Origin of the sequence: Zhengella sedimenti (assembly GCF_046506625.1) — a bacterium.
GTDB lineage: Bacteria > Pseudomonadota > Alphaproteobacteria > Rhizobiales > Rhizobiaceae > Zhengella > Zhengella sedimenti.
In genome coordinates this window covers 958,955-980,312 of sequence record NZ_JBKFFP010000001.1, presented here as the reverse complement: position 1 = coordinate 980,312, position 21,358 = coordinate 958,955, and the positions used below count along the sequence as shown (strand labels likewise).

The 21,358-nt window shown below is 67.3% G+C and carries 21 protein-coding genes and 1 riboswitch; of the genes, 9 read left to right on the top strand and 12 right to left on the bottom strand.

Annotated features, from left to right (window positions below; translation table 11 throughout):
- Positions 1–18: 18 nt before the first annotated feature.
- From ribB to ACLB6G_RS04810, 6 genes are all read right to left on the bottom strand, one after another.
- Positions 19–1,134, bottom strand: a complete 1,116-nt coding sequence (ribB, locus tag ACLB6G_RS04835) for a 3,4-dihydroxy-2-butanone-4-phosphate synthase (protein ID WP_410354973.1) — start codon at positions 1,132–1,134, stop codon at positions 19–21.
- Between the two features lie 105 nt (positions 1,135–1,239).
- Positions 1,240–2,523, bottom strand: coding sequence for an amidohydrolase family protein (locus ACLB6G_RS04830; protein WP_410354972.1), 1,284 nt, complete (start codon positions 2,521–2,523; stop codon positions 1,240–1,242).
- A 4-nt stretch (positions 2,524–2,527) separates the two neighbouring features.
- Positions 2,528–3,472 carry an ABC transporter permease gene (locus ACLB6G_RS04825; RefSeq protein ID WP_410354971.1) on the bottom strand — a complete coding sequence of 315 codons (945 nt, stop codon included), beginning with the start codon at positions 3,470–3,472 and terminating at the stop codon, positions 2,528–2,530.
- A 4-nt stretch (positions 3,473–3,476) separates the two neighbouring features.
- A complete protein-coding gene (locus ACLB6G_RS04820) occupies positions 3,477–4,526 on the bottom strand; it encodes an ABC transporter permease (protein WP_410354970.1) in 1,050 nt (349 codons plus the stop codon).
- Positions 4,516–6,069: an ABC transporter ATP-binding protein gene (locus ACLB6G_RS04815; RefSeq protein ID WP_410354969.1), complete on the bottom strand. Its 1,554-nt coding sequence runs from the start codon at positions 6,067–6,069 to the stop codon at positions 4,516–4,518. Before ACLB6G_RS04815 ends, ACLB6G_RS04820 begins: the two co-directional genes overlap by 11 nt.
- Before the next feature lie 54 nt (positions 6,070–6,123).
- Positions 6,124–7,164, bottom strand: a complete 1,041-nt coding sequence (locus ACLB6G_RS04810; protein WP_410354968.1) for a BMP family protein — start codon at positions 7,162–7,164, stop codon at positions 6,124–6,126.
- A gap of 224 nt (positions 7,165–7,388) precedes the next feature.
- Between ACLB6G_RS04810 and ACLB6G_RS04805 the strand changes: the two genes are divergently transcribed.
- The gene (locus tag ACLB6G_RS04805) at positions 7,389–7,652 is read left to right on the top strand and encodes a hypothetical protein (RefSeq protein WP_410354967.1); all 264 of its coding nucleotides are present in this window, start codon (positions 7,389–7,391) and stop codon (positions 7,650–7,652) included.
- Here the strand turns inward: ACLB6G_RS04805 and ACLB6G_RS04800 are convergent.
- Positions 7,646–8,707, bottom strand: coding sequence for an AbrB family transcriptional regulator (locus tag ACLB6G_RS04800; protein WP_410354966.1), 1,062 nt, complete (start codon positions 8,705–8,707; stop codon positions 7,646–7,648). The genes ACLB6G_RS04805 and ACLB6G_RS04800 overlap by 7 nt on opposite strands.
- Positions 8,708–8,906: 199 nt before the next feature.
- A riboswitch (cobalamin riboswitch) is annotated at positions 8,907–9,123 on the top strand.
- Between the two features lie 123 nt (positions 9,124–9,246).
- Here ACLB6G_RS04800 and ACLB6G_RS04795 point away from each other — a divergent pair.
- The 8 genes from ACLB6G_RS04795 to ACLB6G_RS04760 are packed head-to-tail and all read left to right on the top strand — an operon-like array spanning position 9,247 to position 16,166.
- Positions 9,247–11,190, top strand: coding sequence for a TonB-dependent receptor plug domain-containing protein (locus ACLB6G_RS04795; protein ID WP_410354965.1), 1,944 nt, complete (start codon positions 9,247–9,249; stop codon positions 11,188–11,190).
- A gap of 5 nt (positions 11,191–11,195) precedes the next feature.
- A complete protein-coding gene (locus tag ACLB6G_RS04790; RefSeq protein ID WP_410354964.1) occupies positions 11,196–12,071 on the top strand; it encodes an ABC transporter substrate-binding protein in 876 nt (291 codons plus the stop codon).
- Positions 12,072–12,088: 17 nt separating this feature from the next.
- On the top strand, positions 12,089–13,051 hold the full coding sequence (locus ACLB6G_RS04785; protein WP_410355169.1) for a FecCD family ABC transporter permease: 963 nt from the start codon (positions 12,089–12,091) through the stop codon (positions 13,049–13,051).
- Positions 13,048–13,839, top strand: coding sequence for an ABC transporter ATP-binding protein (locus tag ACLB6G_RS04780; protein ID WP_410354963.1), 792 nt, complete (start codon positions 13,048–13,050; stop codon positions 13,837–13,839). Before ACLB6G_RS04785 ends, ACLB6G_RS04780 begins: the two co-directional genes overlap by 4 nt.
- A complete protein-coding gene (locus ACLB6G_RS04775; RefSeq protein WP_410354962.1) occupies positions 13,836–14,453 on the top strand; it encodes a MotA/TolQ/ExbB proton channel family protein in 618 nt (205 codons plus the stop codon). The genes ACLB6G_RS04780 and ACLB6G_RS04775 overlap by 4 nt, the downstream gene beginning before the upstream one ends.
- Positions 14,450–14,872: an ExbD/TolR family protein gene (locus tag ACLB6G_RS04770; RefSeq protein WP_410354961.1), complete on the top strand. Its 423-nt coding sequence runs from the start codon at positions 14,450–14,452 to the stop codon at positions 14,870–14,872. Before ACLB6G_RS04775 ends, ACLB6G_RS04770 begins: the two co-directional genes overlap by 4 nt.
- A complete protein-coding gene (locus ACLB6G_RS04765; RefSeq protein ID WP_410354960.1) occupies positions 14,869–15,273 on the top strand; it encodes an ExbD/TolR family protein in 405 nt (134 codons plus the stop codon). The genes ACLB6G_RS04770 and ACLB6G_RS04765 overlap by 4 nt, the downstream gene beginning before the upstream one ends.
- Entirely contained in the window at positions 15,270–16,166 is an 897-nt protein-coding gene (locus ACLB6G_RS04760) for an energy transducer TonB family protein (protein ID WP_410354959.1), read from the top strand. Before ACLB6G_RS04765 ends, ACLB6G_RS04760 begins: the two co-directional genes overlap by 4 nt.
- Before the next feature lie 43 nt (positions 16,167–16,209).
- On the opposite strand, the gene phoB is transcribed toward ACLB6G_RS04760, so the two are convergent.
- From phoB to pstC, 5 genes are all read right to left on the bottom strand, one after another.
- Positions 16,210–16,899, bottom strand: coding sequence for a phosphate regulon transcriptional regulator PhoB (phoB, locus tag ACLB6G_RS04755; protein ID WP_410354958.1), 690 nt, complete (start codon positions 16,897–16,899; stop codon positions 16,210–16,212).
- A gap of 16 nt (positions 16,900–16,915) precedes the next feature.
- The gene (gene phoU, locus ACLB6G_RS04750) at positions 16,916–17,617 is read right to left on the bottom strand and encodes a phosphate signaling complex protein PhoU (protein ID WP_410354957.1); all 702 of its coding nucleotides are present in this window, start codon (positions 17,615–17,617) and stop codon (positions 16,916–16,918) included.
- Between the two features lie 26 nt (positions 17,618–17,643).
- The gene (gene pstB / locus ACLB6G_RS04745) at positions 17,644–18,420 is read right to left on the bottom strand and encodes a phosphate ABC transporter ATP-binding protein PstB (protein ID WP_410355168.1); all 777 of its coding nucleotides are present in this window, start codon (positions 18,418–18,420) and stop codon (positions 17,644–17,646) included.
- A gap of 68 nt (positions 18,421–18,488) precedes the next feature.
- The gene (pstA, locus tag ACLB6G_RS04740; RefSeq protein WP_410354956.1) at positions 18,489–19,820 is read right to left on the bottom strand and encodes a phosphate ABC transporter permease PstA; all 1,332 of its coding nucleotides are present in this window, start codon (positions 19,818–19,820) and stop codon (positions 18,489–18,491) included.
- Positions 19,817–21,280, bottom strand: coding sequence for a phosphate ABC transporter permease subunit PstC (gene pstC, locus ACLB6G_RS04735; protein ID WP_410354955.1), 1,464 nt, complete (start codon positions 21,278–21,280; stop codon positions 19,817–19,819). The genes pstA and pstC overlap by 4 nt, the downstream gene beginning before the upstream one ends.
- Positions 21,281–21,358 lie beyond the last annotated feature (78 nt).

The window sequence follows — 21,358 nt, the reverse complement described above, 5'->3', positions numbered from 1 at the left end:
CCCTGCAATCAATCCCGGTCAGATGCGGATGGTGCGGGTGATCTCGATGCCGAAGCCGCCGAGGCCGACATACTGCCGCTCCGACGTGGTGATGAGCGCGATCGAGCGGATGCCCAGATCGCGCAGGATCTGCGCGCCGACGCCGACCTCCCGCCAGCGCTGCTGGCGGACCAGCGCGCTGCCGTGCTGCTCGCCGTCCTTGCCGTCGCCTTCCGTCCCGTGTTCGTCCACCGATGAATCATGGCCCAGCGGATTGCGCAGGATCATGATGACGCCGCGCCCGCCATGGGCGTCGATGGCCTTCACTGCCGCATCCATCCACACCTTGTCGCCGTTGAGCCGCGCGACCATGTCGTCCATCGGCTGTTCGCGATAGATGCGGCAGGGAATGTCCTCGCCGGAGCGCACGTCGCCGAAGGTCAGGATGACGTGCTGCAGCGGATCGAAATCGGAGGAATAGGCATAGATGCGGGCCGGCCCGCCATGGACCGTCACGGCCTTTTCCTCCACCCGCTGAACGAAACGCTCCGTGCGGATGCGATAGGCGATCAGGTCCTCGATGGAAATGATGCGCAGGTCGTGCTCGCGGGCGAATTCGATGAGTTCGGGCAGGCGCTTGACCGTGCCGTCGTCATTGACCACTTCGGCCAGCACGCCTGCCGGCTCAAGGCCGGCCAGCGAAGCAAGGTCGACGCCCGCTTCCGTGTGGCCGGAGCGGGTCAGCACGCCGCCCGAACGCGCGATCAGCGGGAAAATGTGGCCAGGCCGGATGAAATCGGACGGCGCGACATTGCCATTGGCCAGCGCGGTGATGGTGGCCGTGCGTTCGGTCGCCGAAATGCCCGTCGTCATGCCGATCTTGTAGTCCACCGACACGGTGAAGGCCGTGCGCAGCGGATCGATATTGTTGGCCACCATCGGGTTGAGGTGCAGCGCGTCGGCCCGCTCCGCGGTCATCGGCACGCACAGGATGCCCGAGGTATGGCGGATCATGAAGGCGATCTTTTCCGGCGTTGCCTTGGAGGCAGCCATGATCAGGTCGCCCTCGTTCTCGCGGTCGGTGTCATCCACCACCACGACGAGTTCACCATTGGCTATGGCCGTGATGGCCGATTCGATCGTGTCGAGTTGCATCGTGTCCGGTCCTGTCCCGCGGCTGGCCGCCGCCCTGTCTGTTGACGCCTCGCTTAATGAGCGGCGCCTGGCCGGTCAAGGACATGCGGGCCGCGACGGTCCGTTTCACATGGCTGATCGGTGCCGCCGGCTGACGGTTGCCGGCCGGCCCGGCAGCGCGAGCGCGGTTTCATGCCGGCCGCGGCGCGCAACGATCCGCCCGCCGGCCATCACCATGAGCCGGCTTGCCCTCAGCCGGATCGCCTCCACCGGCGAGGATGCATCGAGCACCACGAGGCTCGCCTTGCAGCCCGGCGCGATGCCGTAGCCTTCCAGCCCCATCACCTTCGCGCTGTTCACCGTCACCATGTCGAAGCAGGCGCGCATCTGCGCCGGGCTGGTCATTTGCGCCACGTGCAGGCCCATGAAGGCGACGTCCAGCATGTCGGCGGTGCCCAGCGAATACCACGGGTCGAGCACGCAATCCTGGCCGAACGCGACCGTGATGCCGTGCGCCAGCATTTCCGGGACCCGCGTCATGCCGCGCCGCTTGGGATAGGTGTCGTGCCGGCCCTGCAGCGTGATGTTGATGAGCGGGTTCGGAATGGCCGCCACGCCCGCCTCGGCCATCAGCGGCAGCAGCTTGGAGACGTAGTAATTGTCCATGGAATGCATGGACGTCAGGTGCGAACCGGCCACCCGGCCCTGAAGCCCGAGCCGCTGCGTCTCATAGGCAAGCTGCTCGATGTGGCGCGACAGCGGATCGTCGGTCTCGTCGCAATGCATGTCCACCATGAGGCCGCGATCCGCCGCGATTTCGCATAGCTCGGTCACCGAGCGCCGCCCGTCCGCCATGGTGCGCTCGAAGTGGGGAATGCCGCCGACGATCTCCACGCCCATGTCCAGCGCCCGGATCGTGCATTCGCGCGCAGCCGGCGAACGGTAGAAACCGTCCTGCGGAAAGGCGACCAGTTGCAGGTCGATGTAATCCTTCACCTGCTCGCGCACGACCAGCAGCGCACGCACGCCTTTCAGCCCGTCCTCGTCGGAGGTGTCGACATGGCTGCGGATGGCCAGCAGGCCCATGGACACCGCCCAGTCGCAATAGGTCAGCGCGCGTTCGGCGATCTCCTCCTCCGTCTGCAGCGGCTTCAACTCGCCCCACAGCCCGATCCCCTCCAGCAGGGTGCCCGACGCGTTGATGCGCGGCCGGCCGTAGGAAAGCGTGGCGTCCATGTGGAAATGCGGATCGACGAAGGGCGGCGACACCAGGTCGCCCGACACGTCGATCACCTCGCCGGCCGCGGCCTCGATCGCCGGCTCCACCGCCGCGATCAGCCCGTCCCTGACGCCGATATCGGCCGTCCGGCCGTCCGGCAGCACGCCGCCCTTGAGGAGAATGTCGAACATGGGGTTATCGCTCGCCTTTCTGGTAGGGGATCATCAGCGCCTTCGGGTATGTGGCGCGCCGTGCCACGAGGATCAGCGCCAGGATGGACAGCACATAGGGCATCATCAGGAACACCTGGTAGGGCACCAGACCCCCGGCCACCTGCTGCAGCCGCAACTGGTAGGCGTCGAAGGCGGCAAACAGGATGGCGCCGATGAGCGCCTTGCCCGGCCGCCAGGAGCCGAACACCACCAGAGCGATGGCGATCCATCCGCGCCCGTTGACCATTTCGAAGAAGAAGGAGTTGAAGGCGCTCATGGTCAGGAAGGCCCCGCCGATGGCCATCAGCGCCGAACCCGCCATCACCGCGCCCATGCGCACCGCCGTCACCGAAATCCCCTGTGCCTCCACCGCCGCCGGGTTCTCGCCCACCGCGCGCAACGCCAGCCCCGCCGGCGTGCGATAGAGCAGCCAGCCGACAAGGCCCGCCATGATGAAGGCCAGGTAGGTGAGCGGCGTCTGGTTGAACAGCGCCGGTCCGAGCACCGGAATGTCCGACAGCAACGGCACCGGCCAGGCCTGGAAAGCCTCGATCTTGGGCGGCGAGGTCACCTTGGGCAGCGCCACGCGATAGGTGAAATAGGTCAGGCTGGAAGCCAGCAGCGTGATGCCGATGCCGGTGACATGCTGCGACAGGCCGAGCGGCACCGTGAGAAAGCCGTGCACGAGGCCGAAGGCCGCGCCCGTCAGCGCCGCCACGAGCACGCCGGTCCACAGGTCCGCTCCGTTCCACACCGCGAACCAGCCGGCGAAGGCGCCCGCCGTCATGATGCCCTCGATGCCGAGGTTCAGCACGCCGGCGCGTTCGCAGATCAGTTCGCCCAGCGTGGCGAAGATCAGCGGCGAGGCGATCCGGATCGCCGCGGCCCAGAACGTGGCAGTGAAAAGGATGTCCAGCGCGTCACCCATGGCCTCACCTCCACCGGATGCGGTAGCGCGACAGCATGATCGCCGCCACCATGGTCAGGAGTGCGGCGGCCACCATCACCTGCGCGATGTAGGAGGGCACGCCCGCCGCCCGGCTCATGGCGTCCGCGCCCACGAAGATGCCGGCCACGAAAATCGCCGACAGCACAACGCCGAGCGGGTTGAGCATGGCAAGCATGGCGACGACGATGCCCGTGTAGCCATAACCCGGCGACAGGTCGAGCGTCAGGTTGCCCTTGAGCCCGGCCACTTCCGAAAATCCGGCCAGCGCGGCAAGTCCGCCCGAAAGCAACGCGGTCTTCATCAGCACCCGGTTGACCGGGATCCCGGCAAAGCGCGACGCTTCCGCATTGTGGCCGACCGCGCGCATCTCGTAGCCGAGCGCCGTCTTCTTCATGATCACCCAGATGACGACCGCACTCGCCAGCGCCAGGACGAACCCCCAGTGAAGCCGCCGTCCCTTGACGAGGCGCGGCAGTTCGGCCGCGTCGATCACCTTCCTCGACTGCGGCCAGCCAAGCCCCATCGGGTCTTTCAGCACGCCTTCGAGCAGCATGGAAACGAACAGCAGCACAATGAAATTCAACAGCAGCGTCGTGACCACCTCGTCCACGCCGAAGCGGATCTTCAGAAAGGCCGGTCCCAGCAGCAGCAGCGCGCCCGCCAGCATGGCCGCCACCATGATGAGCGGGATCAGCGCAAGCGAAGGCAGCGCCACCGCGCCCGTTCCCAGCACCACGGTCATCACCCCGCCGATATAGAGCTGCGCCTCCGCGCCGATGTTCCATAGACGCGCCCGGAAGGCGACGGCCACGGCCAGCCCGGTGAAGATCAGGGGCGTTGCCCGCGTCAGCGTTTCCATGAAGGCGAATTGCGAGCCCGCCGCACCCTTGATGACGAGCCAGAAGACGTTGAAGGGATTGGCCCCTGCGACCAGCACCAGGAGCGATGCGAAGACCACGGTGGCCGCGATGGCCCCGGCCGGATAGCCGAGCGTGTGCAGCATGGTCGGCCGCGGCCTCGGTTCAAGCCGCATGGGAGGCCTCCGCGAACCCGTGACCCGCCATCAACTGGCCGATCTCGGCAAGACTGCGCTCGCCGCGTGCCGAGGGCGCGGAAAGCCGCCCCTTCGACATCACGATCACCCGGTCGGAAAGCGCCAATACCTCGTCGAGATCCTCCGAGATCAGCAGCACGGCCGCACCGCGCGCCCGCGCCTCCAGCAGGCGTTCATGGACGTAGGAGACCGCGCCCACGTCCAGTCCGCGCGTCGGCTGGTTGGCCAGGATCACCGCCGGTTCGCCGTCCAGCGCGCGCCCCAGGATGAGCTTCTGCATGTTTCCGCCCGACAGCAGGCGCACGCGCGCCTCCGGCGACGGGCATTTCACGTCGTAATCGGCGATGATCCGTTCGGCGAAGGCACGCGCCGCGGCCCAGTCGAGAAAGCCGAAACGCGAGAAGCGGCGGCTGCGATAGGCTTCCGAGATGACATTCTCCGACACGCTCATGTCGTCGATCATGCCGGTGGCGTGGCGGTCCTCGGGGATGCGTCCGATGCCATGAGACAGCGCGGCGCGCGGCGACCAGCCGCTGACCGCCTCGCCCTTGACGATGATGTCGCCCGCAATCGGCCGCGCCGTGCCCGCGATCAGCGCCGCGAGCGCGGCCTGACCGTTGCCCGAAACGCCCGCAAGCCCGGTGATCTCGCCGCCGCGCAGGTCGAGGTCGACGCCATGCAGTGCCGGCCCGCCACCCTGCCCCGCCGCGTGTACGTTGCGAAGCGAGAGCAGTGACGGTCCCGGCACCGGCGGCGCGATGTCGGGCGGCGCGATCTCCTGGCCCACCATCATCGTGGCAAGCTGGTGCCGGTCGGTATCCGCCACCGCAACTTCACCGGCCACACGGCCGGCGCGCAACACCACCACGCGGTCTGCCACCGCCATCACTTCATGCAGCTTGTGGGAAATGAAGATGATCGACAGTCCGTCGGCCACCAGTTTCTTCAGCGTGGAAAACAGCGCATCCGTCTCCTGCGGGGTGAGAACCGCCGTCGGCTCGTCGAGAATGAGGATGCGCGCGTCGCGATAGAGCGCCTTGAGGATTTCAACGCGCTGCCGTTCGCCCACCGAAAGCGACTGCACCAGCGCATCGGGATTGACCTGAAGGCCGAAATCGGCCGCAAGCTTGAGGATCTTCGCCTTCGCACCCGTCCGGTCGAAACGCGGTGAGAAAAGGGGTTGCGTGCCCAGCGCGATATTGTCCAGCACGCTCATCTGTCCGGCCAGCGTGAAATGCTGGTGCACCATCCCGATCCCGGCCGAAAGCGCCGCGCGCGGGTCGCCGGGCGGCAGCGGCTTCCCGAACGCCTCCACGCTGCCCGTATCGGCCACGTAATGGCCGAACAGGATGTTCATCAGCGTGGTCTTGCCTGCTCCGTTCTCGCCCAGCAGCGCCACGACTTCGCCGCGCGCCAGCGAAAGCGAAATGCCGTCATTGGCCTTGAGCGCGCCGAACTGCTTGGTGATCCCGGCCAGGCGCAGCACCGGATCGTCCGTTTGCCTGTCCCCCGGCACGGCCATCCCCTCTTCGAAAGGCGCCGGGCGGCGGGCTGGCCACCGCCCGGACTTTCCCCGCTACATCGTCGACTTCGGCTCTTCGTCGTTGATCTCGACCACGAAGGACCCGTCCTTGATGGCCGCTTCCTTCTCCGCGACCATGGCCATGGCGGCTTCGGGGACCTTGCCCTCGAAGGTTCCGAGCGGCGCCAGCGAGCAACCACCCTCCTTCATGAAGGAATAGACGCCGTAGTCTTCCGCCTTGAAGGCACCGTCCTTGATCTTCGCGATTGCCGCATCCAGCGTCGGCTCGAAATGCCACAGCGCGGAGGCCACGACGGTCTCGGGATAATCGGATTGCGTGTCGATGACATTCCCGATGGCCAGCAGGCCCTTCTCCTTGGCCGCGTCCGAAACGCCGAAGCGCTCGGCATAGAGCAGGTCCGCGCCGGCGTCGATCTGGGCGAAGGCGGTTTCCTTGGCCTTGGGCGGATCGAACCACGACCCGATGAAGGCCACCTGGAACTTCACCTCCGGATTGATCTCCTTCGCCCCGGCCATGAAGGCATGCATGAGCCGGTTCACCTCCGGGATCGGGTATCCGCCCACCATGCCGATATTGTTCGACTTGGTCATGGCCCCGGCGATGATGCCGGTCAGATAGGAGGCGTCCTGGATGTAGTTGTCGAACACCGCGAAGTTCGGATGCTCCTCCTGCGGCTTGAAGGACGAACCGATGAGGAAGGCCTTGTCCGGGTAGTCGTCGGCCACGGAGCGCGCCGCATCCTCCACCGCGAAGGCCTCGCCGAGGATGAGGTCGTAGCCCGCCTCGCAATATTCACGCATGACGCGCTCGTAATCGCTGTTCGACACGCTTTCGGAAAACACATACTCGATGTCGCCCCGCTCCACCGCCGCCTCGGCGGCCTTGTGGATGCGGCTCACCCATTGCTGTTCGACGGGCACGGTGTAGATGGCCGCGGCCCTGATCTTGTCCGCCGCGCGCGCCCTTCCGATGAGGCCCGGCATGGCGAGCATGGCAGCGCCCGCGCCACCGGCTGCGATGAGTTGACGCCGGCTGATCGGCAAGGCGGCCGCCGCTTTCGTCCTGACTGGCATGGTCTGGCTCCTGTTCCCCTGATGAAAAAATTGGCATCCCGTCTTTTTGACCAAATGGTAAACACAAGAATGTGCCGTTGGCAATCGTGTTGCGCTAAAATGCCGCCACGAACGGGCCGCGCCAAGGGCCTCCGGACAGGCTATGGTGATTTTGCCCCAAATTCGCCTTGAGTCTTGCATGTTGTGACCGGTGGGAGGCGGGCAACCGGATGGAGAGGATTGCCATGAAGAATGTTCTTGTGATCTTGGCCGCAACGATGGCGCTCGCGGCCTGTACGACCGCCGAGCGGGATGCTGCCACCGGCGGCGCCATTGGCGCGGCGGCGGGCGCGATCGCCACCGGCGGCAAGGCCGGCGGCGTGCTGGCGGGAGCCGCCATCGGCGCCGTGTCGGGCGTGTTGATCGGCCGGGCCACGCGGCGCGGCGAATGCGTCTATCGCGACCGCTACGGCCGCCGCTACATCGCCCGCTGCCCGGCCGGCTACTGATCCGTGCTGCCGCCCTGCCGCCGCTTCTGCCTCACCAGCAGGAACGGCACGAAGGCGGCGAGGAACAGCAGGCGCGAGACATGATGGGCGGCGACGAAAGCCGGATCGGCGCCCATCAGCGTTGCCATGGCGGTCATGGTCTCGACACCGCCGGGTGACAGGGCGATCAGCATCGCGCCGAAATCGATCCCGGTCAGTGCCGACGCCATGGCCGCTGCGGCCGCTGCGATGACAACCGAGATGACGGTGATCAGCAGCCCCGCGCCAAGCGCCCGGCGCAACTCGCCGGGTGTCACGCCCGAGAAGCGCGTGCCGATCAGCGTTCCCAGCAGAACGAAGGCGGGCGTGGACAGCCACAGGGGCAGGCCGCCGGAAAGCACGCCACCGATATGGCCGCCCGTCGAGACCAGCATGCCGCCGAGCAGGTAGGCCGCCGGCAGGTTAACCCGCTTGAAACCCCAGCCCGCAACGCCCGCCAGCGCCAGTGCGGCCAGGATCTGCTCCGCCGGCATGGTTTCCGCGGAAAAGCCGCTGCCCGGCCGGGAGAGCCCGGCAATCTCGACGACGGGCGGGACGGCCAGCGTCAGGAACAGCACCCGCATCGACTGGACGATCCCGATAAGGCGCACATCGAGCCCGGACTGCTCGGCCATGGCCAGCACATAGCTCAGGTGTCCCGGCGCCGACGAGAGCACGGCCGAAGGGCCATGCGCGCCCGTGAACCGGACCAGGGCGGCGCGCGAGACGAGCATGATCGTGACCAGCGCCGCGATGAGCGCGGCCAGGCTGACCGGCCAGCGTGTCAGCGCATTCGTCACGTCCGGCGTCACGCCCGATCCCATGGAAAGGCCGATCATGATGAAGGCGAAATCCCGGATGCGCGCGGGAATGCCCATGCGCACACCGGCCAGGCCGCACAGCGTGACCGCGACCGCCGGTCCGGTCAGGAAGGGCGCCGGCACGCCTGCAAGGAAGGCAAGCGCCGCGCCGCAACCACCGGCGGCGATGGCGGCGGCAAAGGGCATGGCGGAACGAAGAAGCTCGGGTCGGGGCATGGGCCGCACAATCGGTGGGTCTGGCCGGGATCACAGGCTCGTACGAAAGGCGCGGCAATCATGCAAGCCGCAATCGCCTCCCGGACATGGCCGGGTCGTTGCCCCACCCGCGCCGGGGTGACGTGACAGAATCACAACAGGGCGGCAACGAACATGGCGAATCCCTGACGAATTGTTGACACGCCATCCCGTCAGGCGTTTAAGGGAAGGCGTTGATGGTCTGCGGGCATTGTGCCCGGAGCTAAGAGGGAATCCGGAAGGCCGACCGTTTCAGGACGGAAAAGGTTAAGCCGGAACTGCCCCCGCAACTGTGAGCGGTTTGGCCCGTCCACACGCCACTGGTCCGCAACGGACCGGGAAGGCGGACAGGCCGCGAAACCGTGAGTCAGGAGACCTGCCATCAGCGCGTCACCCGGCCGGACACGGGGTGTGTCAGGGCTGCCCAGCGCAAGCGGTGACGAACGCGTCGCCGCTGGCTGGCTGCCCCTTGAGGCATTCCCTGCCGGCACTCGAATCGCAGAGGAACCGGAGGGGTTTCCATGCCTGCATCTGCCTGCACATCGGCGCGGCTTGCCGCGTTTTCCGCCATGCTATCCGCAACCGCCGCCCTGCCCGCGCTCGCCCAGGACATCGTCATCGATGCCGGTGAAGTGGTGGTCTCCACGCCCAACCGCACCACCGAGAAGAAGGACCGCGTCGGCTCAAAGGTCGAAGTGGTCACGAAGGAAGAGATCGAGGAGCGCGCGCAACCCGCCGTCACCGATTATCTCGCCACCCTGCCCGGCGTTTCCGTCGCGGCCAATGGCGGCACGGGCGGCCAGGAGACCGGCCTCTTCGTGCGCGGCGCCGACAAGAAATACGTCAAGACGCTCGTCAACGGCATCGACATTTCCGACCCCAGCGCCACGCAGGTTCAGCCGGCGCTTGAAAGCCTGATGACCGGCGGCGTAACCGGCATCGAACTGCTCAAGGGCTCGCAATCCACGCTTTACGGGTCCGATGCCGTGGCCGGCGTCCTGGCCATCTCCACGCTGAACGGCATCGAACAGGGCCTGCATCACGACATTTTCGGCGAGTACGGGTCCTTCGGCACCTGGCGCGGCGGCTATGTCTTCTCCGGCGCGTCGGAAACCGGCAAGTTCGCCGCCGGCATCTCCGGCACCCGGTCGGACGGCATCTCGGCGGCCAGGGTCAACGGCGGTACCGTCGTCGATCTCGACCCTGCCCGCCTCGAAGCCGACGCGTTCGACAACATCTCCGCCGACTTCGCCGGCGAGCAGCAGCTTTCCGACATCGTCACGGTTTTCGGCAGCGTGCTCTACCGCCGCACCAATGCCGACTATGACGATTCCGGCAACCCGCCCACCGACAATTCCTTCAACACAGCCCGTTCGCGCCAGATCGCCGGACGCATCGGCGCCCATGTGGACCTGTTCGACGGCCGCTGGCGCAACACGGTCTCGGTGCAGGCCTTCGATGTCGACCGCGACCTGTCCTCCGTTTCCGCCTTCGGCCCCTTCATCGGCAACTGGCGCGGCCAGCGCCTGAAGTTCGACTACCAGGGCGGCTGGGACCTGAGCGAAGCGCTGACGTTGCAATATGGCGTCGATCACGAGCGCCAGACCGCACGGTCGACCAACAATTTCGGCGGCCTGACCGACGACACCCATAACCTGACCGGCCTGTGGAGCCAGCTTGGCTGGAATCCGGCGGAGAACTTCACGCTGACCGCGGGCCTGCGCCACGACATCCACAATGTCTTCGGCGGCCACACGACCTGGCGTGCGGCTGCCTCATGGAATGTCACGGAGACGACCCGCCTTCATGCTTCGGCCGGAACCGGCTTCCGCGCCCCTTCGCTCTTTGAGCTTTATGCCCCCTTCGGCACCGGCAATGCGGCGCTGGTTCCCGAGGAAAGCATCAGTTTCGATGCCGGCATCGAGCAGACCTTCCTGGGCGGGCGCCTCGTGGTCGATGTCACCGGCTTTGTCCTGAACACCGACAACCTGATCGATTATTCCTACGCCACCTTCTCCTATGTGCAGGTGCCAGGCGTGACGAAGCGCTCCGGCGTCGAGGTGGCGGCGGCATGGGCCGTGACCCCGGACTTCGACCTGAAGGGCGCCTATACCTACACCCGCACGAGACAGCCGGACGGCCTGCGCCGCCCGCGCGTGCCCGAGCATGACATCGCGCTGACCGCCATCTGGCGGCCGGCGGAAAAATGGACGGTCAGCGCCACCGCGCGCGGCGTGGTCAACCTGACCGACCGGGTCTCGGCGGGCTTCGGCACGTTCAACGACGTGAAACTCGACGACTTCCTCAAGGTCGATGCGAAAATCGCCTGGAAGCCCGCAGAAAACTACGAGGTCTATCTGCGCGGCGAAAACCTGCTCGACCAGCGCTACGAGACGGTGGCGGGCTATTCGACCCCGGGCATCTCGGTCTTCGCCGGTTTCCGCGCGAAGCTTGGCGGGGAGTAAGCACCATGGCGCGGCGAAACGGACATGCCTTCCGCTTCGCCGCCGCCCTTCTGGCCGCGCTGGCCGGAACGGGCGCGCGGGCGGATCCGGCCCTGCCGACGGTCCATTCGCTCAACCTGTGCACCGACCAGCTTGCCATGCTGCTGGCCGCGCCGGGCCAGTTGCAATCGGTCTCGGAACTGGCCACCGACCCGTCCCTTTCCGCCCTGCATGATGAGGCCCGCGCCTTTCCCGCCAATCGCGGGCTTGCCGAGGAAGTGGTCGCGGCATCGCCCGATCTCGTCGTCACCGGCGCCTGGTCGGCGCGCAACGCGACGGACCTGCTCAAGGGTCTCGGTTACCGGGTGGAGACCTTCGCCCCCGACCTGACGCTGGACGGCATTCGCGCCGACATCGCCCGCATGGGCAGGCTCATGCGGCGGGAAGAAAGGGCACGGGACCTGCTGGCCGCATTCGATGCCGAACTGGCGAGGGCGCCGGATGCCGCCTGCGCCCCGGCCTTCCGCCCGTCGCTGCTGGTCTATGGCCCGAACGGCGTCACGGAAGGCGCGGGAACGCTGCCCGACACGGTCATCGAGGCGGCCGGTTTCAGGAACCTCGGCGCCGAACCGGGGGCAGGCGGCATGGCCTTCGTCTCGCTGGAAAACGTCATCGCCATGCGTCCCGATGTCATCCTGCTGCCAGCCAACGACCCGGCCGCGCCCGCGCTGGCGCAGAAGCTCTTCGATCATCCGGCCCTCAAGGCCAGCGGCGCGCGCATCCTGCGCGGGGTGGTCGATCCGGCGCTGTGGACCTGCGGCGGACCGTTCACCGCAAGGGCCGTGACCGCATTGAAACGATTGCGCGCCGGCCTGCCCGGCTGCGAAAGGCCCGGCTCGTGACCCGGCCCGCCCTCCTCATGGCCCTGCTGGCCTTTGCGTTCTTCTTCGCCTCGCTGGGCGTGGGCGCCTCCGGCCTGCCGGTCTGGCAGGGACTGGTGGCGCTGGTGACCGGCGGCGATCCGCTGGCTGCGACCATCATGCGCGACATCCGCCTGCCGCGCGCCCTGCTGGGTCTGACGATCGGCTTCTCCCTCGGCATCGGCGGCGCGGCGCTGCAGGGCTTCCTGCGCAATCCGCTGGCCGAACCCGGCCTCGTCGGCGTCTCGGGCGCCGCGGCGCTGGGCGCCGTCGCGGTCTTCTATACCGGCCTGTCAGCCTTCGGCGGCTTCACCGTGCAACTGGGTGCGCTCGCCGGCGCCGCTGGCGCGGTGCTTTTTCTCATGGGGCTGGCCGGGCGCAAGGCATCGCCCATGACGCTGGTGCTGGCCGGCGTGGCGCTGACCAGCCTGACCGGCGCGCTGACCGCTCTGGCGCTGAACCTCTCGCCCAATCCCTTCGCCTCCTATGAGATCATCTTCTGGCTGCTGGGCTCGCTGAAGGACCGCGCGCTGTCCGACGTGGCGCTCGCCCTGCCCCTGATGGGGGCCGGCTGGGCGCTGCTGCTGGCAGCCGCCCGCGCGCTCGATGCCCTGTCGCTGGGCGAGGACACGGCGCGCTCGCTCGGCATCCACCTGCCGCGCACCGCCGCCATGCTGGTCACCGGCGTCGCGCTCTCGGCAGGCGCTGGCGTGGCCGTGGCCGGAACGATCGGCTTTGTCGGCCTTGTCGTGCCGCACCTGCTGCGCCCCTTCACCGACGAGCGGCCCTCCTCGCTCCTGCTTGCTTCCGGCTTCGGCGGCGCGGCCCTGCTGCTCGCGGCCGACATCACCGTTCGGCTGATGACAACGGGCCGCGAACTCAATGTCGGCGTGCTCACCGCGCTCATCGGCGCGCCCTTCTTTCTCTGGCTCGTCATGTCCAACCGCAGGGTGATGACATGAGCGGGCTTGGCGTGGAAAACCTGTCGGCAGCCCTCAGCGGCAGGCCCGTGCTGAAAGGCGTGTCGCTCGCCGTGCAACCCGGCGAGACCGTTGCCCTGCTGGGGCCGAACGGTGCCGGCAAGTCCACCCTCTTGCGCTGCCTTGCGGGCCTGGTTCCAGCCACGGCCGGCACCGCGAGCTGGAATGGCAGCGCGCTTGCCGCCATGGCACCCGGCGAGCGCGCCCGCATCCTTGCCTATCTGCCCCAGGACAGGGTCGTGCACTGGAACCTCGCCGCCCGCGCCATCGTCGCGCTCGGCCGCCTGCCGCATGGGGGGTATGGCACGCGTCTCTCACCGGCCGACGAAACCATCGTCGCGGACGCCATGGAGGCGATGGATGTGGGCCATCTGGCGGACCGGCCCGCCGCTGCCATGTCCGGCGGCGAACTGGCCCGCGTCCTCGCGGCACGGCTGATCGCCCAGGACACGCCGCTCCTTCTGGCAGACGAACCCGCCGCCAGCCTCGATCCGGCCCACCAGATCCGGCTGATGGCCTCGCTGCGCCGGCAGGCCGGCCTTGGCAAGGCCGTGCTTGTCTCGCTGCACGACATCGAACTGGCCGCACGCTGGTCCGACCGCGTCATCATCATGCGCAGCGGGACCATCCTTGCCGACGGAAAACCCGACAATGCCATTTCCGCAGAGACCATGGCCGGCGCCTATGGCATCACCGCGCGCATTGGCCGGGATGAATGCGGCCTGACCTTCACGCCGCTCGCGCTGACGGCCAACGGAGACGCACCATGAACGCCTGGCTGGACTCCTCCCTCGAAGCCCTGACACCCGCCCTGGGCGACCTGTTCGGGAAGGGCGGGCCGGCCATGGTGGCGCTGGCCATCCTGTCGGTCCTCGTCGTCGCTGTCTTCCTGCAGAAGGTGTTGGGTCTTGCCGCCGAAAGCCTGGCGACCGGCCGCGCCGAAAAGGGCCGCCATTCCTCCGGCGCGCTGGGCAAGCTGCTGGCGCGGCTGGATGCCATGCGCCCCGGCGCCACCCCCGACCAACTGGAAACCGAGGCCGATATCGGCGCGCGCGCCGCCCTCGCAAGGCTCCGGCGCGGCATCGGCTTCCTGCATCTGTCGACCGCCGCCGCGCCGCTGACCGGCCTGCTCGGCACGGTGCTCGGCATGATCGAGGCGTTCCGTGAACTCGAAGGCGCGGGCGATCAGGTCAATCCGGCCCTGCTGGCCGGCGGCATCTGGGAAGCCCTGCTGACCACCGCCGCGGGCATGGTGGTGGCGCTCGCCGCCCTCGTCTTCGCCGCCATCCTTGAGGCCATGGCCGGCAACATCGCGCGGCGCATGGAAGCTGCCGTCAACCGCGCGCTGACAAGGCCGCGCGAGCGCGCGGGGCACGAGCCATGAGCCGGCGGCGCATCTCGCTCGACAGCGCCGCGCCGCGGCCGGGCGTGAACCTCACGCCGATCATGGATGTGGTCTTCATCCTCGTCATCTTCTTCATGCTGGCCGCGCAATTCGTCCGCCAGGCCGAACAGCCGCTGGCGCTGGCCCCGGCCGGGGACGCGGCAGCGGCATCGCAGGCGGCGGCGCCACAGATACTGGCGCTGTCCGGACCCGGCTTCACGCTGGATGGCGAACCTGTCGCCGAAGGAGAACTGGCGGCTGCACTGGCCGCCGATCCGGACCGCCCCCTCATCGTCTCCGCCGGCCCGGACGCGCCCTACCAGGCGCTGGTCACCGCGCTCGATGCCGCGGCAAGGGCGGGTCGGACGAAGGTTGCCACCCGCGCCGGGACCGGCACGGACGGGGAGACGGCCCGATGAAGCGCCTGCGCCTTGACCTGCCGCCAGCGCCGCAGGCCGACCCCACCCTGCCGCTGATCAACATCGTCTTCCTGCTGCTGATCTTCGTCATGCTGTCCGGCGTGATCCGCGCAACCGACCCGCTGCCGATTGAGCCGGCATCCGCGCCCGCCATCCCCTCCGGAACACCGGCACCGGCACGCACGCTCTATGTCGCCGCCGACGGGCGCATGGCCTGGAACGGCCTTGAGGGCGATGCCGCGCTCGACGGACTGGCCGCCGCCTTCGTGGCCGAAGACTGGGAGCGCGCCTGGTTGAAGGCAGACCGCAATGCCGGCGCCGCGTCCGTCGTGCAGGTGACGGAAAGACTGCGCGCCGGCGGCGTGACCACCCTGACGATGATCGTGGAGGCCAGGCCATGAAGACCCTGCGCACCGCTCTGGCCATCCTGCTGTCGCTCGGCCTCCATGCAGCCCTCGCCGCCGTTGTCGCCAACGGGATCGCCGGCGGTGGCGATGCCGGCGAGGCCGGCGATGTGGCGGTGACCGTCACGCTCATCGAAGCGCCGGGCGAGGATGGTGACGATACCGCGCCGGAGCAAACCGTGCCGCAGACCGATGCCATCCCGGAAAAGATCTCGCATGCGGCCGCGATGACGCCTTCCGCCATTGCGCTGCCCGTGCCTGTATTTCCGGACGCACCGCCTCTCGTGGCGCTTGAGGCAAGCGACATCGCCGTCGCCCTGCCCCGCATCGGCATGCCCGCCATCGCCCCGGCAATTCCCGAACCGCCGCAAAGCGAAAGCTGGGCCGACCTGCCTGAGACCGTCGCCGTTCTGCCGGCGCCGCGCCCGGACATCAGGCCGGCCCCCGCGCCGCCGCCCCCGAAGGCGGCCAGACCCGCACGGCCGGAGAAGAAAGCACAGGGCGCCATCGAAAGACGGCAGGAGCGGAAGGCGGGCGCGGGCAAGGCAACCGGCAGGGACACCACCACCCGGCAAGGGGCACGGGGCCAGGGCGCAGCCCCGTCACGCGCGCAATTGCGCAAGGCCATGGCGAGCTATGGCCAGCGCGTGAACAGCCATGTCGCCCGGCGCAAGCCGCGGGGTGCGGGCGGGCGCGGCACCGTCGGCCTCAGCCTTCGCATCGCCCGTTCTGGTGCGCTTCTCGGTGCCAGCGTCAGTTCCAGTTCCGGCGACCCGTCGCTCGACAAAAGGGCGCTCCAGGCCGCGCGTGGCGCCGCCCCCTATCCGCGCCCGCCAGACGAAGTGCCGGGGCAAAGCCTGGCCTTGCGCATAAGGCTGAGCTTCAGGTGACGGCCGGAGGAAGGGGCAGTCGCGATGGCCCCGCCCCTGTCACTCACTTTTCTTGGATGGCGTAGCCTGCGCCCCGGATCGTGCGGATCACATCGGGCATGTTGCCGATATTGACGGCCTTGCGCAGCCGGCCGATATGCACGTCCACCGTGCGCTCGTCGATATAGATCGTCTCGCCCCAGACATTGTCCAGAAGCTGCCCGCGCGAGAACACCCGGCCGGGATGCTGCATCAGGTATTCCAGCAAACGGAACTCCGTCGGGCCCAGCTTGACCTCACGGCGGGACCGGAAGACGCGGTGGGTTTCCCGGTCCAGCACGATATCGCCGACCGTCAGCGTGCCGGACAGCATTTCCGGCTTGGCCCGTCGCATCAGCGCACGCACCCGCGCCAGGAATTCGGGCGTCGAGAACGGCTTGACGAGATAGTCGTCGGCGCCTGTGGAAAGCCCGCGAACCCGGTCGCTTTCCTCGCCGCGCGCGGTGAGCATGATCACGGGAAGGCGTTCGGTCTCGGGCCGCAGGCGCAGGCGCCGGCACAACTCGATGCCGGAGACGCCGGGCAGCATCCAGTCTAGCACGAGAAGATCGGGCACGTTCTCGCGCAGGCGCAGTTCCGCCTCGTCGCCGCGGTTGACCACCTCGACCGCGTAGCCCTCGGCCTCGAGATTGTACTGGAGCAGGACGCCCAGCGGTTCCTCGTCCTCGACAACAAGAATGCGCGGTGTTGCCATCTGCCAGTATCCGGTTTCAGCCGATGCCTTCGGCGACATTGTCCACCTTCGGCCGCGCCATCGGCAACTGGTCGCCGGTGATCATGTAGTAGGCGTTCTCGGCGATATTGGTGACATGATCGCCGATGCGCTCGATGTTCTTGGCGCAAAACAGCAGGTGCGTGCAGGACGAGATCTTGCGCGGGTCCTCCATCATGTAGGTCAGCAATTCGCGGAACACCGACGTATAGGCCATGTCGATCTGTTCGTCGCGATTGCGGATCTCCTCGATTTCGTCCGCGCGGCGCCCGACATAGACCTCGACGATTGCCTTGACCTGGTCGCGGGCCAGTCCGGCCATCTTCTCGATGCCGAAATTGGGTTCGCGCATCACCACCATTTCGCCGATGGAGCCCACGCGCTTGCAGGTGCTCTTGGCCAGGTCGCCGATGCGCTCCAGGTCGCCGGCCATGCGCATGGCGCCAACGGCGAAGCGCAGGTCCTGCCCCATGGGCTGGCGCTTGCCGATGAGCATGACGGCGCGGTCGTCGAGATCGCGCTGCATCTGGTCCATCAACCGGTCTTCGGAGATCACCCGCTGCGCCAGGGCCACGTCGCCGGTCAGCAGCGCGCGCGTGGCCATGTCCACCATCTCGGCGGCCCGCTCGCCCATCGTGCGGATCATCGTGTCCATCGCGTCCAGTTCCTCGTCGAACGAGGTGACGGTATGCTCGCCCATGGCGCAGTCTCCCGGATTGGTAAGGCTCAGCCGAAGCGGCCGGTAATGTAGTCTTGGGTGCGCTTGTCGTCGGGGCTGGTGAACATCTTGTCCGTCGCCCCTTCCTCGACGAGGATTCCCAGGTGGAACATCGCCGTGCGTTGCGAGACGCGCGCGGCCTGCTGCATGGAATGGGTCACGATGACGATCGTGTAGTTTTCCTTCAGCTCGTCGATCAGTTCCTCGACCTTTGCGGTGGCGATCGGGTCGAGCGCCGAGCAGGGTTCGTCCATCAGGATGACTTCCGGCGAGACCGCGATGGCGCGCGCGATGCACAGGCGCTGCTGCTGGCCGCCTGAAAGGCCCGTGCCCGGCTCGTCGAGACGGTCCTTGACCTCCTCGAAGAGACCCGCCTTCTGCAGGCTGGTCACGACGATCTCCTCCAGGTCGGCCTTGGACCGCGCCAGGCCGTGGATGCGCGGGCCATAGGCGATGTTCTCGCGGATCGACTTCGGGAACGGATTGGGCTTCTGGAACACCATGCCCACCCGGGCGCGCAGCTCCACCACGTCGATGGACTTGTCGTAGATGTCCTTGCCGTCCAGCGTGATCCTGCCCGTGACGCGGCAGATGTCGATCGTGTCGTTCATGCGGTTGAGGCAGCGCAGGAAGGTGGACTTGCCGCAACCCGAAGGACCGATCAACGCCGTCACCTGGTTTGCCCGGATGTCGAGATCGACATCATAGAGCGCCTGTTTCTCGCCATAGAAGACGCTGACTTTCTCGCCGCGCATCTTGAGCGGGTGGGTTTCGTTCTGCGGCATGGTCTTGAGTGCTTCTTCAATCTTTGTTTCGGTACGCATGTTCATCTCGGCGCTCCGTTTTCGACCGGTCACCAGCGCCGCTCGAAGCGTCGGCGAAGTATGATGGCGGTAATGTTCATGATCGCAAGGAAAACCAGCAGGATGATGATCCCGCCCCAGGCGCGTTCATAGAAGGCCGGATCCGCGCGCTTGGCCCATTCGAAGATCTGGGCGGGCATGGCGGAGTTCGGGTCGAGGAAGCCTGACACCACGCCGTCGGGGTAGTTCGAGGCGATGAAACCGACCATCCCGATGAGCAGCAGCGGCGCGGTTTCGCCAAGCGCCTGCGCCAGGCCGATGATCGTGCCCGTCAGGATACCCGGCATGGCCAGCGGCAGCACATGGTGGAAGACCGACTGCATCTTCGACGCCCCGATGCCCAGTGCCGCCTCGCGTATGGATGGCGGTACGGCCTTCAGCGATGCCCGTGTCGAGATGATGATCGTCGGCAGCGTCATCAGGGTCAGCACCAGCCCGCCGACCAGCGGCGCGGACTGCGGCAGATGCGCGAACTGGATGAATGCCGCCAGCCCCAGGATACCGAACACGATGGAGGGAACCGCCGCCAGATTGGCGATGTTCACCTCGATCAGGTCCGTGAAACGGTTTTGCGGCGCGAATTCCTCCAGGTAGATGGAGGCCGCGACCCCGATCGGCAAAGCGAGGAACAGCACCACCAGCATCATGAACAGCGAACCGAGCATGGAGACGCCGATGCCGGCCTGTTCGGGCCGCGAATCGGAGGCATCGGCGCCGGTAATGAAGTCCCAGTTGAAATGCTTCACCACCATGCCGTCTTCGCGCATCTGGTCGACCAGATCCAGATGTTCGGCATCGAGGTTCTTGTCCTGCGCCAGCGCTTCACGGGTGACGCGGCCTTTCAGATAGCCGTCGACGCGCGAGGAGGCGAGAAACTCGAAATCCAGCGTCTTGCCGATGTCTGCCTCGTTGGCCAGTACATGTTCGCGCAGCGTCGCCGGCGCGCCCGAGGACAGGATATCGCCGATCTTGCCCGGATCGGTGAATTCGGTCTTGTAGCCGCGCTCGGCGACCTTGGCGGCGAGCGCATCTTCGATCATGGCGCGATACTTGGAGGTCTTGACCACCGATGCCTCGGCCGCCGCCACCTGCTCGGCATTGAGCGGGATCGAAATCTTGACGAAGGTCTGCTGGAAGGCGCCCACGCCATTGGTCAGGATCGCGTAGAGCAGCGCGACCAGGAAGAACAGGCCGATGGCGATGGCGGCCATGCCATAGGCCTTGAACCGGGTTTCCGCGGCATTGCGGGACCGTGTCCGTCTCGCCGTCTCTTCGGCGCTCGGACGCCCGGCGGGCAGAAGGCTGGTCGTGACGTCGGTCATTCGTACTGTTCCCGGTACTTGCGCACGATGTAGAGCGCGAGGATGTTGAGCCCGAGCGTGATGACGAAGAGCGTCATGCCCAGCGCGAAGGCGACGAGCGCCTCGGGCGAGGCGAAGTCGGCGTCGCCGGTCAACTGGCTGACGATCTTCGCCGTGACGGTGGTCATCGCCTCGAACGGGTTGAGCGACAGCTTGGCCGCGGCGCCCGCACCCAGGACGACGATCATCGTCTCGCCGATGGCACGCGAGGCGGCCAGCAGGATGGCGCCGACAATGCCCGGCAGCGCGGCCGGCAGGATGACCTGCTTGACCGTCTCCGAATGGGTCGCGCCCAGCGCCAGCGAGCCGTCGCGCATGGCCTGCGGCACCGCGTTGATGATGTCGTCCGACAGCGAGGAGACGAACGGGATCAGCATGATGCCCATGACGAGGCCGGCCGTCATCACGGCGGTGCCCGACTGCATCCAGCCGACGGTGCTGTCGCCGAACATGTCCACCAGCAGCGGGCCGACCGTCAGCAGAGCGAACAGGCCGTAGACGATGGTGGGAATGCCGGCCAGCACCTCGAGCAGCGGCTTGGCGTAATTGCGGACCGTCGGGCCGGCATATTCGGCCAGGTAGATCGCCGCCATCAGGCCGATCGGCACGGCGACCACCAGCGCGATCAGCGAGATGTAGAACGTGCCCCACAGCAGCGGCAGGATACCCAGTTCCGAGCCGCCGCCGAAACTCGGGCTCCAGACGGTGCCGAAGAAGAAGTCCGACGCCGGATGGAGCCGGAAGAATTCCATCGTGTTGAAGATCAGCGACAGCACGATGCCGATGGTCGTCAGGATGGCAATGGAGGCCGCCGAAACGAGCAGGACCTTCACGAAGCTCTCGACCGAGTTGCGGGCCCGGAAACGCGGCGCGATGCGGGTCCATGCGAGCGCGAACCCGCCCATCGCCAGCAGGACCGTGACGATGGCAAGTGCGGTCGTGCCCGTCGCGCTCAGCGCACGGTAATGCTGCGCAGCCTTCAGGATGGCCGGCTCCACGTTCGAAGCCAGGGCCACGCCGACTTCGGCGAGGCGCTCGCGGACATCGGTGAATTCGGTGCGAAGGGAAGCGGCCTGCTCCTCGGTCATAGCGCCGGCCGCCACGGCTGTGTCGAGGCCGTCCGCCACGCGCTGGACGTCGCTCATGACGATTCCGAGAGAGGCACCCTGCGGAATGGCTTCCGCCGGAATTAGCGACGAAACGGCATTCTGGATGACCAGCGGCTGGACCAGCAGCCAGACCACCATGACAAGGAGAGCGGGCACTGTCGCGAAAAGGAAGACGTTGATGCCATGATATCCCGGCACGGAATGCATCTGCCGGATGTCGCCGCCCGCCGATGCGAGCGCGCGCGTCCGGCCGGCGAAATAGCCGGCGACCGCAAGCGCGATCACGAATGCAAGGACCCAGAGTATCGTCATGGCCACGCCGCCCCGTCTGTCTCCGGCTCTGCCGGATATGGAATGGGAGGGCGGCGGCGCCGCCCTCCTTTTGTCCCG

Bases quoted from the DNA above. Each gene is read 5' to 3' on its own strand.
- ACLB6G_RS04810 (WP_410354968.1), bottom strand. From the start codon at position 7,164: ATGCCAGTCAGGACGAAAGCGGCGGCCGCCTTGCCGATCAGCCGGCGT.
- ACLB6G_RS04805 (WP_410354967.1), top strand. From the start codon at position 7,389: ATGAAGAATGTTCTTGTGATCTTGGCCGCAACGATGGCGCTCGCGGCC.
- ACLB6G_RS04760 (WP_410354959.1), top strand. From the start codon at position 15,270: ATGAAGACCCTGCGCACCGCTCTGGCCATCCTGCTGTCGCTCGGCCTC.
- ribB (WP_410354973.1), bottom strand. From the start codon at position 1,134: ATGCAACTCGACACGATCGAATCGGCCATCACGGCCATAGCCAATGGT.
- ACLB6G_RS04815 (WP_410354969.1), bottom strand. From the start codon at position 6,069: ATGGCCGTGCCGGGGGACAGGCAAACGGACGATCCGGTGCTGCGCCTG.
- pstB (WP_410355168.1), bottom strand. From the start codon at position 18,420: ATGCCGCAGAACGAAACCCACCCGCTCAAGATGCGCGGCGAGAAAGTC.
- pstA (WP_410354956.1), bottom strand. From the start codon at position 19,820: ATGACCGACGTCACGACCAGCCTTCTGCCCGCCGGGCGTCCGAGCGCC.
- pstC (WP_410354955.1), bottom strand. From the start codon at position 21,280: ATGACGATACTCTGGGTCCTTGCATTCGTGATCGCGCTTGCGGTCGCC.
- phoU (WP_410354957.1), bottom strand. From the start codon at position 17,617: ATGGGCGAGCATACCGTCACCTCGTTCGACGAGGAACTGGACGCGATG.
- ACLB6G_RS04775 (WP_410354962.1), top strand. From the start codon at position 13,836: ATGAACGCCTGGCTGGACTCCTCCCTCGAAGCCCTGACACCCGCCCTG.
- ACLB6G_RS04800 (WP_410354966.1), bottom strand. From the start codon at position 8,707: ATGCCCCGACCCGAGCTTCTTCGTTCCGCCATGCCCTTTGCCGCCGCC.
- phoB (WP_410354958.1), bottom strand. From the start codon at position 16,899: ATGGCAACACCGCGCATTCTTGTTGTCGAGGACGAGGAACCGCTGGGC.
- ACLB6G_RS04830 (WP_410354972.1), bottom strand. From the start codon at position 2,523: ATGTTCGACATTCTCCTCAAGGGCGGCGTGCTGCCGGACGGCCGGACG.
- ACLB6G_RS04770 (WP_410354961.1), top strand. From the start codon at position 14,450: ATGAGCCGGCGGCGCATCTCGCTCGACAGCGCCGCGCCGCGGCCGGGC.
- ACLB6G_RS04795 (WP_410354965.1), top strand. From the start codon at position 9,247: ATGCCTGCATCTGCCTGCACATCGGCGCGGCTTGCCGCGTTTTCCGCC.
- ACLB6G_RS04825 (WP_410354971.1), bottom strand. From the start codon at position 3,472: ATGGGTGACGCGCTGGACATCCTTTTCACTGCCACGTTCTGGGCCGCG.
- ACLB6G_RS04790 (WP_410354964.1), top strand. From the start codon at position 11,196: ATGGCGCGGCGAAACGGACATGCCTTCCGCTTCGCCGCCGCCCTTCTG.
- ACLB6G_RS04820 (WP_410354970.1), bottom strand. From the start codon at position 4,526: ATGCGGCTTGAACCGAGGCCGCGGCCGACCATGCTGCACACGCTCGGC.
- ACLB6G_RS04780 (WP_410354963.1), top strand. From the start codon at position 13,048: ATGAGCGGGCTTGGCGTGGAAAACCTGTCGGCAGCCCTCAGCGGCAGG.
- ACLB6G_RS04765 (WP_410354960.1), top strand. From the start codon at position 14,869: ATGAAGCGCCTGCGCCTTGACCTGCCGCCAGCGCCGCAGGCCGACCCC.
- ACLB6G_RS04785 (WP_410355169.1), top strand. From the start codon at position 12,089: ATGGCCCTGCTGGCCTTTGCGTTCTTCTTCGCCTCGCTGGGCGTGGGC.